Raw genomic sequence first — 17,646 nt, forward strand, 5'->3', positions numbered from 1 at the left:
CCCGTGACCGGGTGGGGCCCTTTCGGCGTTCCGCGAGGCCTCCGCGCGACCCTTCCCGGGGGTCTCCGCAGGCTCCTCCGGGCAGCCCTCGCGGAGCCTCCGCCGAGCCTCCGCCGAGCCTCCGCGGGGCCCGGCCGGCCGGGGGCGGACGGGGGGTGGACGGGTCGCCGCGCACTGTCCATGCGCTAAGACCGCGATCTCACTCCGCGAGACACAAGTTCAATCTCCGGCGAAAAGCGCCACTCTGGACGGGAGCGGCCCGGGAGTCTCAGGGCGGCGCACACGCTTTGACCTCGACGACACGAGAAGGCCGGCAACGCGGCCGGCTGGAGGGAATCCGATGGGACGGACACTCGCAGAGAAGGTCTGGGACGACCACGTCGTGCGGCGCGCGGAGGGCGAACCCGACCTCCTCTTCATCGACCTCCACCTGCTCCACGAGGTCACCAGCCCGCAGGCCTTCGACGGGCTGCGGCTGGCCGGCCGTACGGTCCGCCGCACCGATCTGACGATCGCCACCGAGGACCACAACACCCCCACCCTCGACATCGACAAGCCGATCGCCGACCCGGTCTCCAAGGTGCAGCTGGAGACCCTGCGCAGGAACGCCGCCGAGTTCGGCGTCCGGATCCACTCGCTCGGCGACGTCGAACAGGGCGTCGTGCACGTCGTCGGCCCGCAGCTCGGCCTGACCCAGCCCGGCATGACCGTGGTCTGCGGCGACTCCCACACCTCGACCCACGGCGCCTTCGGCGCGCTGGCGTTCGGCATCGGCACCAGCCAGGTCGAGCACGTGCTGGCCACCCAGACCCTGCCGCTGGCGCCGTTCCGGACCATGGCGGTCACCGTCGAGGGCGACCTGCCCGAGGGCGTCACCGCCAAGGACCTGATCCTGGCCGTCATCGCGAAGATCGGCACCGGCGGCGGCCAGGGCTACGTCCTGGAGTACCGCGGTTCGGCGATCCGGAGCCTCTCCATGGAGGCCCGGATGACCGTCTGCAACATGTCGATCGAGGCCGGCGCCCGGGCCGGCATGATCGCCCCGGACGAGACGACCTTCGCGTACCTCCAGGGCCGCCCGCACGCCCCGCAGGGCGAGGACTGGGACGCCGCCGTCGCGTACTGGCGGACCCTGGGCACCGACGAGGACGCGGTCTTCGACCACGAGATCTTCATCGACGCGAGCGAGCTGACCCCCTTCGTCACCTGGGGCACCAACCCGGGCCAGGGCGCCCCGCTGGGCTCGAACGTGCCGGACCCGGCCTCCTTCGCCGACCCGCAGGAGCGCCTGGCCGCCGAGAACGCCCTGACGTACATGGGCCTGGAGGCCGGCACCCCGCTGCGCGAGGTCAAGGTCGACGCCGTCTTCGTCGGCTCCTGCACCAACGGCCGGATCGAGGACCTGCGGGCCGCCGCGGCCGTCGTCGAGGGCCGCCGGATCGCCGACGGCGTACGGATGCTGGTCGTCCCCGGGTCCGTCCGGGTCGCGCTCCAGGCCGTCGAGGAGGGGCTGGACAAGGTGTTCACCGCGGCCGGCGCCGAGTGGCGCCACGCGGGCTGCTCGATGTGCCTGGGCATGAACCCCGACCAGCTCGCCCCGGGGGAGCGCTGCGCCTCCACCTCGAACCGCAACTTCGAGGGCCGGCAGGGCAAGGGCGGCCGCACCCACCTGGTCTCCCCGCAGGTCGCCGCCGCGACCGCCGTGCTGGGCCGCCTCGCGGCCCCCTCCGACCTGACCGCCGACGTCGCTCCCGTGGAGGCCTGAGCCATGGAGAAGTTCACCACCCACACCGGCCGGGCCGTCCCGCTGCGCCGCAGCAACGTGGACACCGACCAGATCATCCCCGCCCACTGGCTCAAGAAGGTCACCCGATCCGGTTTCGAGGGCGGCCTGTTCGAAGCCTGGCGCAAGGACGAGTCGTTCATCCTCAACCGGCCCGAGCGGCAGGGCGCCACGGTCCTGGTGGCCGGCCCCGAGTTCGGCACCGGCTCCTCCCGGGAGCACGCCGTCTGGGCGCTCCAGAACTACGGCTTCCACGCGGTCATCTCCTCGCGCTTCGCCGACATCTTCCGGGGCAACTCCCTGAAGAACGGCCTGCTGACGGTCGTCCTGCCGCAGGAGACCGTGGAGCGGCTCTGGGCGCTCACGGAGAGTGACCCTTCGGCCGAGATCACCGTCGACCTGGAGGCGCGCGAAGTACGGGCCGAAGGCGTCACGGCGGCCTTCGAACTGGACGACAACGTCCGGTGGCGGCTGCTCAACGGGCTGGACGACATCAGCATCACGCTGCGGAACGAGGCCGACATCGCGGCCTTCGAGGAGACCCGTCCGGCCTTCAAGCCCCGTACTCTGCCGGTCGCCTGAGTTCCCCTCAGAACAAGCATTCTGACGATCCACCGCGTGGCCCGTGCCCCCCTCGGGGGGGCCGGGCCATCCGTCGTTCCGGAGCACGAGTTAGCGCCGGGGTCCGCCCCGGATTGCCCATTTGGCTTTGCGGAAGAGGGGCCCGCGCAAGTACAACTGCGGGTAGATGGCACAATCAGTACATGCACCGGCACCATGAACCTCCGTACGCGGGCGGCGAACCCGCGACTGAGGACTCCATGGGCCGGCCATCCGAACGCCGAATTGACGACCGGCCGGACGTCACCTCCGCACCAGCTGAGGGGCCGGACGACCAGGAAGTCGTAGCGCTCTACGCGCTTGTGGCCGAGCGGTTGAAGCAAGCTCACGCCCGCGTGCATGCGCTGAACGTGTCTGCCGATGCAAAGACCGCTCTCACCCGTCAACTCCTCATCGTCACCGAGACCGCCAAGCGCGATCTTCCGGAGGCGGCAAGGCGGTTGAGTCGCTTTGTACATGACCTCGACGAGCGGCCCCCGCCGCTCGACTGAGGTCGCCGACGCGCAAATCCATTGCGACACTAGGGTGATTCGCGCGTTTGGTAATTGAAAGTCCGCAGATACATACCTAACGTGCGAAAAGAACGGATGGAATCATCCGGCGCCCGTTTCCGAAGGGGAAGACGTGAACAAGGCTCAGCTTGTCGAAGCGGTGGCCGAGCAGCTGGGCGGTCGCAAGGCTGCCGCAGAGGCCGTCGACGCAGTGCTCGACACCATGGTCCGTGCCGTTGTGGCCGGTGACCGGGTCTCGGTGACCGGGTTCGGCACCTTCGAGAAGGTGGAGCGCTCCGCGCGCTTCGCCCGCAACCCGCAGACCGGCGAGCGCGTCAAGGTCAAGAAGACCTCGGTCCCGCGCTTCCGTCCGGGCCAGGGCTTCAAGGACCTGGTCAGCGGCAGCAAGAAGCTGCCGAAGGAAGGCCCCTCGGTGAAGAAGGCCCCCAAGGGCTCCCTCACCCCGGGCAAGAGCGGCGTGGCCGCCACCCCGGCCGCCAAGCGTGCCGCCACCAAGCGCGCCGCCGCCGCTGCCGCCGCCCCGGCCGCCAAGAAGGCCGCCGCCAAGAAGACGGCGACCACGGCCGCCGCCAAGAAGGCGACCACCACGGCCGCCGCCAAGAAGACCACGGCGACCGCCAAGAAGTCCGCCGCGAAGACCACCGCCGCGAAGACGACGGCCGCGAAGACCACCGCCGCCAAGAAGGCGACGGCGACCGCGACCAAGGCCGCCGCCACCAAGAAGACGGCCGCCGCGAAGAAGGCGACCACCACGGCCGCCGCCAAGAAGACCACGGCCACCGCCAAGAAGGCGGCCGCCACCGCCAAGAAGACGGCGCCGGCGAAGAAGACCGCCACCCGCAAGACCACCGCGCGCAAGACCTCTGCCAAGTAAGTCCCGCGCGACCGTCTTCGGACGGCCTTCGGCCCAGAGCCGCGGCACCCCCCCTCCCGTGAATTCGCGGAGACCGGTCGCCGCGGCTCTTTCGATTTCCGGGCGCTTAGTCAGGAATCCGCGGCGTGCGTCGGCAGGGGGCGGTTCCGAGCGGGGTGGCGGGGTGCGGGCCGGTCCCCGGCGGGGCCGGTCGGGCCCGAAGGTTCCGGCGGCGTGGGTGGAGCCCGACGGGGCCGTCAGCCCTCGGCGGGGTCGGGGAAGGTCTGGAGCGTCACGAAGACCACCCGGCGGGCCTCGCCGGTGCCCTCGGTGCGGATCCGCACCCGCTGTCCGGGGCGCAGCAGCCGCAGGCCGCCGGCGTCGAAGGCGGCCGCGTCGAACGGCACCGGGGTCCCGTCGTCGAGCAGCACGGAGCCGGCCCGGGTGGCGGGGTCGAAGGTGAACGCGGTGGCCTGCATGCGTGCAGCATAGCGAGCGGCCCCGCCCGGGCCGGGGAGCAGGTCGGCGCCGGGCCGGGCGGGCTCCGGAGGGGCCGGGGCGGGCTCAGCGCAGGCTCAGGCGGGCGAACAGCGCGCTGGTGTGCGGGCCGAGGCCGAGCGCCGCGGCCTCGCCGAGGTCCGTCCCGGTGTCCACGTCCCGGCGCACCGACTCCACGTCCGGCAGGCGCAGTTCGAGCGCGCCGCCAGCCGCGTGCCGGGCCCGTGAGCCGTCCCCGAAGGCGGGGGAGAGCGGACGGCCGGGGGTGCAGGCGAGCAGGGTGGTGCCGAGGCCGGGGGAGTCCGGCAGGAAGGCCCGGCCGTCCGGCGGCACCGCGCCCAGCACCCGGGCCAGTTCGGCCGGGCGCAGCGCGGGGAGGTCCGCCGAGAGCGCCGCCAGCGGGGCCCGCGGGGCCAGGGCCAGGGCGGCCGCGGCGCCGTGCGCCAGGGCCCGGTTGAGGCCGCCGCCGGGCTCGTCGGCGACCACCAGGGCGCCGAGCGCGGCCAGCCGGGTGCCGGCCTCGGCGTCGCGGGTGACCACCAGGACCCGGTCGACGTCCGGGGTGGCCAGGGCGGCGGCGACGGTGTCCAGGGCGAAGGACAGCGCCAGGTCGGCCCGGTGCGGCCCGGCGTACGGGGCCAGTCTGCTCTTCGCCAGGGCGAGCGGCTTGAGCGGGAGCACCAGCGACCAGCCGGCCGTGGGTGCGGGGGGCGCGACGGGCTCACTGGGGCGTACGGTGTCCTGGGTCACCGGCGTCATTCTGGCGCCGGTCCCGGAGCCCTCGCCAGGCCGTTCGAGCTGTGCGGACGTGCGTTTGATCACGCCTGCCGGGCGGGTTGGCGCGGTTGCTCGACAGCCGGTGAGCGGGCGGGCGACACTGTTCCGCGCCCGTGGCCCGGGCACCGGCGGAAGCGGTGCGCGGCACCGGGACACCATGACCGCGGTAATCCGTGCCGCATCGGATGAGAAGGAGCTGGGGTGGCCCGCCGCTCGTACGCCAAGTTCGGCAACGCCGACTACGGCATCTGGTACCGCTTCGCGGCCGTGCTGGTGAAGCCGGTGACGACCGCCCTGGTGAAGCCCGACTGGCGGGGCTGGGAGCACGTTCCGAGGAACGGCGGCTTCATCGCCGCGGTGAACCACAACTCGATCATCGACCCGGTGATCTACGCGCACTGGCAGTACAACAGCGGGCGTCCGCCGCGCATTCTCGGCAAGTCCTCGCTGTTCTCCGTCCCCTTCATCGGGTTCATGCTGCGCAAGACCGGCCAGATCCCGGTGTTCCGCGAGTCCACCGACGCCGCGCAGGCGTTCCGGGCCGCGATCGACGCGGTCAACGGCGGCCAGTGCGTGCAGTTCTACCCGGAGGGAACGCTCACCCGGGACCCTGACCTGTGGCCGATGACCGGCAAGAGCGGGGTCGCCCGGGTCGCGCTGATGACCGGTGCGCCGGTCATCCCGGTCGCGCACTGGGGCGCCCACGAGATCATCCCGCCGTACGGCCGGCCCGGTTTCGGGAAGGGCCGGTTCAACCTGTTCCCGCGGCACCGGGTCACCGTCGCGGCCGGGCCGCCGGTGGACCTGAGCCGGTACCAGGGGCAGGAGCTCACCGCCCAGGTGCTCGCCGACGCGACCGAGGACATCATGACGGCGATCACCGCCGTGCTGGCCGAAGTCCGGGGCGAGGAGCCGCCGGCCGAGCGCTACGACATGCGCAAGGCCGCCCGGGAGCGCGCCGCGGCAGCGCTGGCCGAGCGCCGGCGCGCCAAGGGCGAGCCGGGCAAGGGCACCGAGGAGGCCGGCAAGTGACCCGTTGCGCCGTGATGGGAACCGGCTCCTGGGGCACCGCGTTCGCGATGGTGCTCGCCGACGCGGGCTGCGAGGTCGTGCTCTGGGCCCGCCGCCAGGAGCTGGTGGACGCCGTCAACTCCACCCACGAGAACCCGGACTACCTGCCGGGCGTCCGGCTGCCCGACACCGTCCGGGCCACCACCGACGCCGCCGAGGCGCTGGCCGGCGCCGACTTCGCGGTGCTCGTGGTGCCCTCGCAGACGCTGCGCGACAACCTGGCCGCCTGGACGCCGCTGATCGAGCCGCAGACCGTGCTGGTGAGCCTGATGAAGGGCATCGAACTCGGCACCGCCAAGCGGATGAGCGAGGTGATCGACGAGGTCACCGGGGTCGGTCAGGAGCGCGTCGCGGTGGTCAGCGGGCCCAACCTGGCCAAGGAGATCGCCAACCGGCAGCCCGCGGCCAGCGTGGTCGCCTGCTCCGACGAGGCGGTCGCCAAGCGGCTCCAGGCGGCCTGCCACACGCCGTACTTCCGGCCGTACACCAACACCGACGTGGTGGGCTGCGAACTCGGCGGCGCGGTCAAGAACGTGATCGGCCTGGCGGTCGGCATGGCGGCCGGCATGGGGCTGGGCGACAACACCAAGGCGACGCTGATCACCCGCGGGCTGGCCGAGACCACCCGGCTCGGCGAGGTGCTGGGCGCGGACCCGCACACCTTCGCGGGGCTCGCCGGGATGGGCGACCTGGTGGCCACCTGCTCCTCGCCGCTGTCCCGCAACAACACCTTCGGCATGAACCTGGGCCGGGGCATGACGCTGGAGGAGGCCCGCGCGGCCACCCGGCAGACCGCCGAGGGCGTCAAGTCCTGCGAGTCGGTGCTGGACCTGGCCCGGCGCAACGGGGTCGACATGCCGATCGTCGAGGCCGTGGTGGACGTGGTGCACAACGGGCGGCCGACCCAGGAGGCGCTGCAGGCGCTGATGTCGCGTTCGGCCAAGCCGGAGCGGCGCTGACCCGAGCGGCGCTGACCGGAGCGGCGGCGCCGAGGGTGCGGCGCCGCTGACTTCCCGGAAGGGCCTCGCACGGTAGTCTCAAACCCGATATGAGCATCGAACAGTCCTCCCCGAACCGGTCCGACCGGAAGCCGCGCGTCGCGCTGGTCTTCGGCGGGCGCAGCTCCGAGCACGCGATCTCGGTCTCCACCGCGGGCAGTGTGCTCAGGGCGATCGACCGCGACAAGTACGACGTGCTGCCGATCGGCATCACGCACGAGGGCCGCTGGGCGCTGACCAGCGACGAGCCGGCCCGGATGGCCATCACCGACGGGAAGCTGCCGGACGTGGCGCACGTCGCCGAGGGCGTCGACGGCCAGGTCGCGCTGCCGGTCGCCCCGGGCGACCGCGAGGTGGTCCTGACCGAGCCGGGCAGCGCCCCCAAGGCCCTCGGCGAGGTCGACGTGGTCTTCCCGCTGCTGCACGGCCCGTGGGGCGAGGACGGCACGCTCCAGGGCCTGCTGGAGCTCTCCGGCGTCCCGTACGTCGGCAACGGCGTGCTGGCCAGCGCGGCCGGCATGGACAAGGAGTTCGCCAAGCGGATCCTCGCCTCGCACGGTCTGGACGTCGGCCGCTACACCATCGTGCGGCCGCGCGACTGGGAGACCGAGGCGGGCCGCGCGGCGGTGCGCGAGCGGGCCGCCGAGCTGGGCCTGCCGCTGTTCGTGAAGCCCTGCCGGGCCGGCTCCAGCATCGGCATCACCAAGGTGAAGGACCTGGCCGACCTCGACGCGGCGATCGAGGAGGCCCGCCGGCACGACCCCAAGCTGATCATCGAGGCGGGCGTGACCGGCCGCGAGATCGAGTGCGGCGTGCTGGAGTTCGAGGACGGTCCGCGGGCCAGCGTGGCCGGCGAGATCCTGGTCGGCGAGGGCTTCGACTTCTACGACTTCGAGGCCAAGTACATCGACTCCTCGGACGTGAAGATCCCGGCGGACCTCACCGCCGGTGAGCTCGCCGAGATCCAGCGCCAGGCGGTCGAGGCCTTCGAGGCGCTCGGCTGCGAGGGACTGGCCCGGGTGGACTTCTTCCTGCTGGAGGACGGCACCTGGATGATCAACGAGATCAACACCATGCCCGGCTTCACCCCGATCTCGGCCTTCCCGAAGATGTGGGAGGCCAGCGGGGTCTCGTACCCGGAGCTGATCGACCGGCTGCTCGCGACGGCGCTGCGGCGCTCGACCGGGCTTCGCTTGCGGTGGGGGGGCGGGGGGGCGGGGAGCTTCCCGGCCCGCCCTCGGTGCGTCGGGGACCCGTTCGGCTCAGCCCGGGACGTTGGCCTTGACCGCGCCGCTCAGGGCGGCCGCCGGGTCGAAGGGGTTCTTCGCGGCCCCGGCCGGGACGGTCACCTCGACGTAGGCGGCGCGCATGGTCGTCACGAAGCGGTAGCCGCCGTCGGCGAGCTTCTGCGACCACCAGGTGACGTCGTCGACGCTCGGGGACCAGTCCGAGGCGTGGTCGCCGTCCAGCTCCTCCGGCCGGTCGATGCCGCAGCGCAGCACCGTCCGGGGCGAGTCGCCCCAGCCGGCCACGTACGGCGAGGCGGGCGACGGGTCCCGGCGGGTGTGGCCGAGCAGGTCGGCGGGCAGCGCGGCGGCGAGCGCCCGGCAGTACCCGGCCGCCCGGCCGGTCGGCTGCGGGATCTCGACCGCCGGATCGGCCGGGCCCCAGCTGCCGACCAGCGCGACGACGGCGCAGGTCAGGGCGACGGGCAGGGCCAGCCAGCGGACCGGGGCCGGCAGGGCGGTCAGCGCCTCGGGGACGCGCAGTTCTCTGGCCACCCGCCGATGGTAGCCGGGGCCCGGACGGCCGGTACGGGCCGGTGCGCCGGCTCACGGGCACACCGGCTCACGGGTGCACCGGCCTACAGGTGCACCACGGGACAGGTGAGCGTGCGGGTGATGCCGTCGACCTTCTGGACCTGGGCCACCACCATGCGGCCCAGCTCGTCCACCGTCTCGGCCTCGGCCTTGACGATCACGTCGTAGGGGCCGGTGACGTCCTCGGCGCTCAGGACGCCGGGGACCCCGGCGATGGTCCGGGCCACGGCGGTGGCCTTGCCAACCTCGGTCTGGATCAGGATGTATGCCTGTACCACGGGGACCTCCCGGCGGCCGGTTAGGGGGGATAGCCGCCGTGATCGCCCGGTCAGGTGTGTGGGTGGGTGGGCTCACCGGCAGTCTGATCACCACGCTACCGCGCTGCGGGCCGGGGAGGGGAGACCTCGATGCTCCCGAAGGGCGTACGCTGCGCGCGGGGGAGCGCGACGGGGACCGAATCGGATGGAAACGCGAGAGGACGGCAGATGCAGGGGACCGTGGGCGAGCTCGGCGAGTTCGGCCTCATCAGGGAGCTGACCGCCCGGGTACCGCTCACCGATGCCGTCGACCTCGGCCCGGGTGACGACGCCGCGGTGGTACGGGCTCCGGACGGCCGGGTGGTGGCGACCACGGACGTCCTGATCGAGAACCGGCACTTCCGCCGGGACTGGTCCACCGCCTACGACGTGGGCCGCAAGGCCGCCGCCCAGAACCTCGCCGACGTGGCCGCGATGGGGGCGGTGCCGACCGCCATCCTGCTCGGCCTGGTCGCCCCCGCGGACCTGCCGACCACCTGGGCCACCGAGTTGATGGACGGGCTGCGCGACGAGTGCCAGGTGGCCGGGGCGACGGTGGTCGGCGGCGACGTGGTGCGCGGCGACACCGTCACGCTGGCCATCACGGCGCTCGGCGACCTCCAGGGGCGGGCGCCGGTGACGCGCTCCGGCGCGCAGGTCGGCGACGTGGTCGCGGTGACCGGCTGGCTCGGCTGGTCGGCCGCCGGCCTGACCGTGCTCCAGCGCGGCTTCCGCTCCCCGCGCGCCTTCGTCGAGGCGCACCGCCGGCCCGAACCGCCGTACCACGCGGGCCCGGCGGCCGCCGACCTGGGCGCGACCTCGATGGTCGACGTGAGCGACGGGCTGGTCGCCGACCTCGGCCACGTCGCCCGGGCCAGCGAGGTGGACATCGACCTCAAGGCCGCCGACTTCGACGTCCCGGCGCAGATGGCCGACATCGGCCAGGCGGTCGGGGTGGACCCGCTGGTCTGGGTGCTCTCCGGCGGCGAGGACCACGCGATCGTCGCCACCTTCCCGCGCGGGATCCAACTCCCGGCCCGCTGGCGGGTGGTGGGCGAGGTGACCGGCCGCCCGACGGGCAGCCGCAGCGGCCGGGTGACGGTCGACGGCGCGCCCTGGGACCGGGTCGGCGGCTGGGACCACTTCGCCGAGTAGCGCGCGGCCGCGCGCCGATCCCCGTACGGCGGGCGGCGCGTGACGCTCCGGTGCGCGGGGGACGGGCTTCGCGGGTGCGTTGTGCGTAGGCTTGCGACACCCCGGCCCGCCCGTCCGGCGCGGGCGGCCCGAACCACTGCGAGCGGGAGCACACCACAGATGCGCATCGGTGTACTGACCAGCGGCGGCGACTGCCCCGGCCTCAACGCGGTGATCCGCTCGGTGGTGCACCGGGGCACCGACGTCCACGGGGACGAGATCGTCGGCATCCTGGACGGCTTCCTCGGACTGATCGAGGGCCGCACCCGGACGGTCACGCACGACGACGTCACCGGCCTGCTCACCCTCGGCGGCACCATCCTGGGCTCGGCCCGGGTGCGGCGGGACCGGATCGCCTGGGCGGTGGAGAACGCCAGGACGCTCGCCCGGGAGATCGGCATCGACGCGCTGATCGCGATCGGCGGCGAGGGGACGCTGACCGCCGCCAAGCTGTTCAGCGACGCCGGACTGCCCGTGGTCGGGGTGCCGAAGACCATCGACAACGACATCGACGCCACCGACGTGACCTTCGGCTTCGACACCGCCGTGCACGTCGCGACCGAGGCGATCGACCGGCTGAAGACCACCGCCGAGTCCCACCAGCGCGTCATGGTGGTCGAGTTGATGGGACGGCACACCGGCTGGATCACCCTCACCGCGGGCATGGCGGGCGGCGCGCACGGCATCCTGATCCCGGAGAAGCCCTTCGACATCGAGGCGGTGGCCCGGATAATCGAGGACCGCTTCGCGCGCGGCAAGAAGTTCGCCATCATCGCCGTCGCCGAGGGCGCCTCCCCGGTGCCCGGCACCATGCGCTTCGACCACGGCGAGGTCGACCAGTACGGCCACCGGACCTTCGGCGGGATCGGTAACCGGCTCGCCCACGAGCTGGAGGACCTGCTCGGCAAGGAGGCCCGCCCGGTCATCCTCGGCCACGTCCAGCGCGGCGGCACCCCGACCGCCCGGGACCGGGTGCTCGCCACCCGGTTCGGCTGGCACGCGGTGGAGGCCGTCCACCAGGGGGCGTTCGGGCACTTCACCGCGCTGCGCCGGACCGGCATCGAACTGCTGCCGATCGGCGACGCGGTGACCCGGCTGAAGACGGTGCCGGAGGACCGCTGGGCGGAGTCCGAAGCGGTGCTGTGAAACGGCGCGGGTAGGTTGGGGCCATGGCTTCGACTGCTCCCCCCCGCGTGCTCACCGTCGCCGGCTCCGACTCCGGCGGCGGCGCCGGCATCCAGGCCGACCTCAAGGCGATGCTCGCCCTCGGCGTCCACGGCATGAGCGTGATCACCGCCGTCACCGCGCAGAACTCGCTCGGCGTCCAGGGCTACTGGGAACTGCCCGCCGAAGCCGTCCGGGCGCAGTTCCGCAGCGTGGTGGACGACATCGGGGTGCAGGCCGTGAAGACCGGGATGCTCGCCTCGGTCGAACTCGTCGAGACCGTCGCCGAACTGCTGGCCGGGGTGGACGCCCCGGTGGTGGTCGACCCGGTCGGGGTCTCCAAGCACGGGGACGCGCTGCTGGTCGCCGAGGCCGTCGCCACCGTCCGCGAGAAGCTGCTGCCGGTCGCCACCCTGGCCACCCCCAACCTGCACGAGGTGACCCAGCTCACCGGGCTGGCCGTCGAGGACGAGTCGCAGATGCTGGACGCCGCCAAGGCGCTGGTCGACCTCGGGCCGCGCTGGGCGCTGGTCAAGGGCGGCCACCTGCCGGGCGAGGCCGCCGACCTGCTGTACGGCGGACCGGACGAGGTGCACTGGTTCCGGGCACCGCGCTACGACAACCGCCACACCCACGGCACCGGCTGCACCCTGGCCAGCGCGATCGCGGCCGGCCTGGCCAAGGGCGAGCCGCTGCCGCTGGCGGTGGCCTCGGCCAAGGAGTACATCACCGGCGCGATCGCCGGGGGCTTCGCCCTGGGCGCCGGCATCGGCCCGGTCGACCACGCCTGGCGCTGGCGCTAGCGGAGGCCCGGAACGTCCGGAACGTCCGGAAAAAAGCGGTGGGCGGACTCCTCAGAGGAGCCCGCCCACCACGGTCACGTCCGGAAATCGGCGCAACCGGCCACGGAAACAGTGAAGCCGGCCCATCCGAGGATGAACCGGCTCACTGGAGGACCGGCATGCCGGTCTGCGCGTCAGCGCGAGACCTTACCGGCCTTGATGCACGAGGTGCAGACGTTGAGCCGCTTCGGCGTCCGCCCAATCACAGCGCGCACCGTCTGAATGTTGGGGTTCCAACGACGGGGGGTACGGCGGTGAGAGTGGGAGATGCTGTTGCCGAAGCCCGGCCCCTTGCCGCAGACGTCGCAGTTGGCAGCCACAGGAGTCACTCCAAGACTTCAGATCAGATACTTTCGAAAACCCCACTCAGCCACCAGAACACTCGCGTGAACCAGACCGGACAAGGGGGTGAGCCTGGACGGTTCCAGGCAACCGGAAGAGCATACAACGCTTGCTTCCGTCCCACGAAACTACCATGACCGGCCGAGTGATCGCTCCTGCCCGCCGGACCGGACGGCCCTCCCCGCCCCCCGATAACCTGCCGGTATCACCCCTTGCCGCCGCCCGGCCCGCGTCACCGCCCCGGGCCGCCGCGGCGTCCCGTCCGGAGGAGACCTGGTGCTGCACACGCTCGACGCCCCGGCCGTGCGCACCTGGTGCCAGCTCGCCCTGCGCGCGCTCGGCCAGGCCCGCGAGGAGATCGACGCGCTCAACGTCTACCCCGTCCCGGACGGCGACACCGGCACCAACCTCTACCTGACCGTCGAGTCCGCCGCCGCCGAGGTGGAGAGCCGCTTCGCCGACCCCGCCGCCGACCCGGCCCCCGGGCTGGCCGAGACGGTCCGGGCGATGGCCCGCGGCGCGCTGGTCGGGGCCCGGGGCAACTCCGGGGTGATCCTCGCCCAGTGGCTGCGCGGCACCGCCGAGACGCTCGCCGAGGGCGGCGGCGCCGAACAGCTGCGGGCCGCCCTGCAGCGGGCCGCCGACTCCGCCTACCAGGCCGTCGCGGAGCCCGTCGAGGGCACCCTGCTGACCGTCGCCCGGGTCGCCGCCCGGGAGGCCCACCGGGCCGGGGGCGGGCTCGCCCAGGTCGCCGACACCGCCTACCGGGCCGCCCGGGACGCGCTGCGGCACACCCCCGAGCAGCTCGCCGTCCTGGCCGAGAACGGGGTGGTGGACGCCGGCGGGCGCGGCCTGGTGGCCGTCCTCGGCGCGCTCGCCGACGCCGTCGCCGGGCAGCAGCCGATGGGGCCGGTCGCGCTGCGCGGGGACGTCCGGGCCGTGGAGAGCTGCGAGACGCACCTGCGGCCGCCCGGCCCCGGCCACCCCGCCTTCGAGGTCATCTACCTGCTGGACGCCCCCGACGAGGCGCTGCCCGCGCTGCGCGAGCGGCTCGGCGGGCTCGGCGACTCGCTGGTGATCGGCGGCGGCGACGGCCTGTGGAACGTGCACGTCCACGTGGACGACGCGGGCGCCGCCGTGGAGGCCGGGGTCGGCGCCGGGCGCCCGCACCAGATCCGGATCACCCACTTCGCCGAGGCCGCCGCCCGCTCCGGCACCGCCGCCGAGCGCGGCGAACGCGAGGAACGGGCCCGCGCGGTGCTCTCGGTGGTCTCCGGCGGGGGCCTGGCCGAGCTCTGCGAGCAGGCCGGCGCCGTCGTCCTGCACGCCGACCCGGACCGCCCGCCGGCCAGCGCCGAGCTCGCCGACGCGGTGCGCCGCTCGGCCGCCCGCGAGGTCGTCCTGCTGCTCAACGACCCCGAGCTGCGCGCCGCCGCCGGGGCCGCCGCCGACCAGCTGCGCGAGGAGGGGGTGCGGATCGCCGTCCTGCCCACCCGCTCGCCGGTGCAGGGGCTGGCCGCGCTCGCGGTGCACGAGGGCGGCCGCCGCTTCGACGAGGACGTGGTCGCCATGACCTCCGCCGCCGGCGCCACCCGCTACGCGGAGCTGGCCGTCGCCGAGGGGGAGTCCTGGACGATGGCGGGGGTCTGCCAGGCCGGGGACGTGCTCGGGCTGATCGACGGCGACGTCGCGGTGATCGGCGCCGGGCTGGCCGAGGTCGGCGAGAGCGTGCTGGACCGGATGCTCGGGGCCGGCGGCGAACTCGTCACTCTGGTCCTCGGCGGCGGCACCGACGAGGCGCTCGCCGACCGGCTGGTCGCCCACGTCCGGCACCGGCGGCCCGAGGTGGACGCGGTGGTCTTCCACGGCGGGCAGGAACCGGCACCGCTGCTCATCGGGGTGGAGTAGGGGCGGGGGCCGCCCTTGGCCCGGTTTGTCGGCCCGGTGGTGTAAACAAGGCGCTGATGGGCGCTCTCGATGAACCACTGACCAAGCTCGTCGGCGACCGCACCGCGAAGGTGCTCGCCGACAGCCTCAAGCTGCGCACGGTCGGGGACCTGCTGCACCACTACCCGCGCCGCTACGTCGAGCGCGGCCAGCTCACCAGCCTGGACGAGCTGGAGGTCGACGAGCACGTCACCGTGCTGGCCCGGATCGAGAAGGTCACCCTGATCCCGTTCCGCGGCCGCAAGGGCGACCGGCTGGAGGTGGTCGTCACCGACGGCCGCAGCCGGCTCTCGCTGGTCTTCTTCAACCAGGGCTGGCGGCAGAAGGAGCTCAGGGCCGGCGCCCAGGGCCTGTTCGCGGGCAAGGTCGGGGTCTTCAACCGGACCCGCCAGCTGGTCTCGCCGGACTACCAGCTGCTCGACGAGGACGCCGGCTCCGACGCCGCGCGGCAGTTCGCCGGCCGGCTCATCCCGGTGTACGGCGCCAGCGCGCAGATGCCCAGCTGGAAGCTGTCGATCTGCGTCGAGACGGCACTCACCAAGCACCTCGGCGACGTCGGCGAGCCGCTGCCCGCCGAACTGCGCGAGCGGCACGACCTGATCCCGCTGCCCGAGGCGCTGGAGCTGATCCACCGTCCGCGCGGCCACGCCGACCGCGAGCGCGCCCAGAGCCGGCTGCGCTGGGACGAGGCCTTCGTGCTCCAGGTCGCCCTCGCGCAGCGCCGGGCCGCCGACTCCGCCCTGCCCGCCAAGCCGCGCGCGGCCCGCGAGGGCGGCCTGCTGGACGCCTTCGACGCCCGGCTGCCGTTCACCCTCACCGAGGGGCAGCGGAAGGTCTCCGCCGAGATCGCCGCCGACCTCGCCACCGACCACCCGATGCACCGCCTCCTCCAGGGCGAGGTCGGCTCCGGCAAGACCCTGGTCGCGCTGCGCGCCATGCTCGCCGTGGTGGACGCGGGCGGCCAGGCGGTGCTGCTGGCGCCCACCGAGGTGCTCGCCCAGCAGCACCACCGCTCGGTCGTCGAGATGATGGGGGACCTCGCCGAGGGCGGCATGCTCGGCGGCTCCGACCTCGGCACCCGGGTGGTGCTGCTGACCGGCTCGATGGGCGTCCCGGCCCGCCGCCAGGCGCTGCTCGACATGGCCTGCGGGGACGCCGGGATCGCCATCGGCACCCATGCGCTGATCGAGGACAAGGTGCAGTTCCAGGACCTCGGCCTGGTCGTGGTGGACGAGCAGCACCGCTTCGGCGTCGAGCAGCGGGACGCGCTGCGGGCCAAGGGCGAGCAGCCGCCGCACCTGCTGGTGATGACCGCCACCCCGATCCCGCGCACCGTCGCGATGACGGTCTTCGGGGACCTGGAGACCTCCGTCCTGGACCAGCTGCCGGCCGGCCGCTCGCCGATCTCCACCCACGTCGTCCCGGCGCTGGAGAAGCCCAACTTCCTCGCCCGGGCCTGGGAGCGGGTCCGCGAGGAGGTCGCCAAGGGCCACCAGGCGTACGTGGTCTGCCCCCGGATCGGGGACGAGGAGCCGGCGGCCGACCCGAAGAGGAAGAAGCGCAAGGCCGCCGAGGACGGCTTCGAGGAGGTCGCCGACGCGGGCGCGGAGAGCGACGAACGGCGGCCGCCGCTCTCGGTGGTGGAGACGGCCGAGAAGCTGGCGAAGGGCCCGCTGAGCGGCCTGCGGGTGGAGATCCTGCACGGCCGGCTCGCGCCGGAGGCCAAGGACGAGGTGATGCGCCGCTTCACGGCCGGCGAGGTGGACGTGCTGGTCGCCACCACGGTGATCGAGGTCGGCGTCAACGTCCCCAACTCCACCGCGATGGTCATCATGGACGCCGACCGCTTCGGCGTCTCCCAGCTGCACCAGTTGCGCGGCCGGGTCGGCCGCGGCAGCGCGCCAGGCCTGTGCCTGTTGGTCAGCGAGATGCCCGCGGGCAGCGCCGCGCGGGCCCGGCTGGACGCGGTGGCGGGCACCCTGGACGGCTTCGAGCTGTCCCGGATCGACCTCGAACAGCGCCGCGAGGGCGACGTGCTGGGCCAGGCCCAGTCCGGGGTGAAGTCCTCGCTCAAGGTGCTCTCGGTGCTGGAGGACGAGGAGGTCATCCTCACCGCCCGCACCGAGGCCACCCGGCTGGTCGCCGAGGACCCGGACCTGGCCGCCCACCCGGAGCTGCGCACCGCGCTGGAGAGCCTGCTCGACGAGGACCGCGCGGCCTACATGGAGAAGGGCTGAGCCGCCTCCGGACGGGCCGCGCGGCCCCGGAATTGTCAGACCCCCGGGAGAGAATGAAGGTGTTCAGGGCGCACCCCCAAGGTGCGTTCCTGGCACGACACTTGGGGGTCAAGCCATGGCATTCCGTCATCTCAACGAGCTCCCGCTGGGCGACAAGGTCTTCCGGATCGAACTCGCCAGCGACGACGACCGCGAGGTCACCCTCACCCTGACCGGCTGGCGCGAGGGGGCGGCCGCCGCACCGCTCGCCTCGGGCAAGCTCCGCCTGCCGGTCGAGGACGTCGCCTCGCTGCGGATCGCGCTCAACCGCGCGCTGCGGGCGCTGGCGATCGTCGCCGACGTCTCCGAGCCCATCCCCGACCGCGACGTGCTGCGCGAGCTGTACCCCGGCCACGGCGCCCCCTGGGTGCCGCAGCACGAGGAGGAGCTGGTCCGGCGCTTCCACGACGGCGAGACCGTCGCCCGGATCGCCGCCCGCTTCGGCCGCACCCCCGACTCCGTCCGGACCAAGCTGCGCGAGCTCGGGCACGACCCGCGCCGCCCCGAGTTCTGCCCGCCCGACGGCTGCCTGTCCTGGTCCCGCTACGCCTCGCCGGCCCTGCTCGGCGCGAGCGTCCCGGCCCAGTCGGCGGGCTCCGAGGCGAGCTGACCACCCGAGTGCGCGGCCGCGGCCCGGTGGGGGATTCCCCGC

17 protein-coding genes and 1 pseudogene are annotated in these 17,646 nt (G+C 73.6%); 13 read left to right on the forward strand and 5 right to left on the reverse strand.

From position 1 onward, the window contains the following. Positions 1-340: 340 nt before the first annotated feature. The 4 genes from leuC (at position 341) to ACFRQN_RS32925 (ending at position 3,790) form a co-directional block, all read left to right on the forward strand. On the forward strand, positions 341-1,765 hold the full coding sequence (gene leuC, locus ACFRQN_RS32910) for a 3-isopropylmalate dehydratase large subunit (protein WP_380744011.1): 1,425 nt from the start codon (positions 341-343) through the stop codon (positions 1,763-1,765). 3 nt (positions 1,766-1,768) lie between these two features. Further along, on the forward strand, positions 1,769-2,365 hold the full coding sequence (leuD, locus tag ACFRQN_RS32915) for a 3-isopropylmalate dehydratase small subunit (protein WP_049659169.1): 597 nt from the start codon (positions 1,769-1,771) through the stop codon (positions 2,363-2,365). Positions 2,366-2,547: 182 nt separating this feature from the next. Then, positions 2,548-2,895 (forward strand): hypothetical protein, encoded by a 348-nt coding sequence (locus ACFRQN_RS32920; RefSeq protein WP_380744013.1) that lies wholly within the window; start codon positions 2,548-2,550, stop codon positions 2,893-2,895. A gap of 133 nt (positions 2,896-3,028) precedes the next feature. Then, positions 3,029-3,790 (forward strand): HU family DNA-binding protein, encoded by a 762-nt coding sequence (locus ACFRQN_RS32925; RefSeq protein ID WP_049659168.1) that lies wholly within the window; start codon positions 3,029-3,031, stop codon positions 3,788-3,790. A 236-nt stretch (positions 3,791-4,026) separates the two neighbouring features. Here the strand turns inward: ACFRQN_RS32925 and ACFRQN_RS32930 are convergent, their stop codons facing one another. Next, positions 4,027-4,248: a hypothetical protein gene (locus ACFRQN_RS32930; RefSeq protein ID WP_030257846.1), complete on the reverse strand. Its 222-nt coding sequence runs from the start codon at positions 4,246-4,248 to the stop codon at positions 4,027-4,029. An 85-nt stretch (positions 4,249-4,333) separates the two neighbouring features. Continuing rightward, positions 4,334-5,026 (reverse strand): 2-phospho-L-lactate guanylyltransferase, encoded by a 693-nt coding sequence (gene cofC, locus ACFRQN_RS32935; protein ID WP_380744017.1) that lies wholly within the window; start codon positions 5,024-5,026, stop codon positions 4,334-4,336. Between the two features lie 219 nt (positions 5,027-5,245). Between cofC and ACFRQN_RS32940 the strand changes: the two genes are divergently transcribed. The 3 genes and pseudogenes from ACFRQN_RS32940 to ACFRQN_RS32950 form a co-directional block, all read left to right on the forward strand. Then, positions 5,246-6,076, forward strand: a complete 831-nt coding sequence (locus ACFRQN_RS32940) for a 1-acyl-sn-glycerol-3-phosphate acyltransferase (RefSeq protein WP_049656319.1) — start codon at positions 5,246-5,248, stop codon at positions 6,074-6,076. Then, a complete protein-coding gene (locus ACFRQN_RS32945; protein WP_074001509.1) occupies positions 6,073-7,074 on the forward strand; it encodes an NAD(P)H-dependent glycerol-3-phosphate dehydrogenase in 1,002 nt (333 codons plus the stop codon). Before ACFRQN_RS32940 ends, ACFRQN_RS32945 begins: the two co-directional genes overlap by 4 nt. Positions 7,075-7,163: 89 nt before the next feature. Next, positions 7,164-8,306 (forward strand): annotated as a pseudogene (locus tag ACFRQN_RS32950) (D-alanine--D-alanine ligase family protein); the annotation flags it as partial. 69 nt (positions 8,307-8,375) lie between these two features. On the opposite strand, the gene ACFRQN_RS32955 reads toward ACFRQN_RS32950, so the two are convergent. Together ACFRQN_RS32955 and ACFRQN_RS32960 are read right to left on the reverse strand one after the other, a co-directional pair. After that, positions 8,376-8,894 carry a DUF3515 family protein gene (locus ACFRQN_RS32955; protein ID WP_380744021.1) on the reverse strand — a complete coding sequence of 173 codons (519 nt, stop codon included), beginning with the start codon at positions 8,892-8,894 and terminating at the stop codon, positions 8,376-8,378. Positions 8,895-8,977: 83 nt separating this feature from the next. Continuing rightward, the gene (locus ACFRQN_RS32960) at positions 8,978-9,211 is read right to left on the reverse strand and encodes an Lrp/AsnC family transcriptional regulator (RefSeq protein ID WP_049656326.1); all 234 of its coding nucleotides are present in this window, start codon (positions 9,209-9,211) and stop codon (positions 8,978-8,980) included. Positions 9,212-9,418: 207 nt separating this feature from the next. On the opposite strand from ACFRQN_RS32960, the gene ACFRQN_RS32965 reads away from it, so the two are divergent. The 3 genes from ACFRQN_RS32965 (at position 9,419) to thiD (ending at position 12,390) form a co-directional block, all read left to right on the forward strand. Continuing rightward, positions 9,419-10,384, forward strand: coding sequence for a thiamine-phosphate kinase (locus tag ACFRQN_RS32965; protein WP_049656327.1), 966 nt, complete (start codon positions 9,419-9,421; stop codon positions 10,382-10,384). Between the two features lie 159 nt (positions 10,385-10,543). After that, entirely contained in the window at positions 10,544-11,569 is a 1,026-nt protein-coding gene (locus tag ACFRQN_RS32970; protein WP_049656329.1) for an ATP-dependent 6-phosphofructokinase, read from the forward strand. 23 nt (positions 11,570-11,592) lie between these two features. Next, positions 11,593-12,390, forward strand: a complete 798-nt coding sequence (gene thiD, locus ACFRQN_RS32975) for a bifunctional hydroxymethylpyrimidine kinase/phosphomethylpyrimidine kinase (protein WP_049656332.1) — start codon at positions 11,593-11,595, stop codon at positions 12,388-12,390. A 173-nt stretch (positions 12,391-12,563) separates the two neighbouring features. Here thiD and rpmB read toward each other — a convergent pair whose 3' ends face one another. After that, positions 12,564-12,749: a 50S ribosomal protein L28 gene (gene rpmB / locus ACFRQN_RS32980; protein WP_014138233.1), complete on the reverse strand. Its 186-nt coding sequence runs from the start codon at positions 12,747-12,749 to the stop codon at positions 12,564-12,566. Positions 12,750-13,047: 298 nt separating this feature from the next. On the opposite strand from rpmB, the gene ACFRQN_RS32985 reads away from it, so the two are divergent. The 3 genes from ACFRQN_RS32985 to ACFRQN_RS32995 all read left to right on the forward strand — a co-directional run bounded on the left by ACFRQN_RS32985 (position 13,048) and on the right by ACFRQN_RS32995 (position 17,604). Further along, positions 13,048-14,679 (forward strand): DAK2 domain-containing protein, encoded by a 1,632-nt coding sequence (locus ACFRQN_RS32985; protein ID WP_074001510.1) that lies wholly within the window; start codon positions 13,048-13,050, stop codon positions 14,677-14,679. Between the two features lie 56 nt (positions 14,680-14,735). Further along, positions 14,736-16,955: an ATP-dependent DNA helicase RecG gene (gene recG, locus ACFRQN_RS32990; protein ID WP_380744019.1), complete on the forward strand. Its 2,220-nt coding sequence runs from the start codon at positions 14,736-14,738 to the stop codon at positions 16,953-16,955. A 115-nt stretch (positions 16,956-17,070) separates the two neighbouring features. Then, a complete protein-coding gene (locus ACFRQN_RS32995) occupies positions 17,071-17,604 on the forward strand; it encodes a hypothetical protein (RefSeq protein ID WP_049653379.1) in 534 nt (177 codons plus the stop codon). Positions 17,605-17,646: the final 42 nt, after the last annotated feature.

Source organism: Kitasatospora sp. NPDC056800 (assembly GCF_042789775.1).
In the GTDB taxonomy this organism is placed as follows: domain Bacteria; phylum Actinomycetota; class Actinomycetes; order Streptomycetales; family Streptomycetaceae; genus Kitasatospora.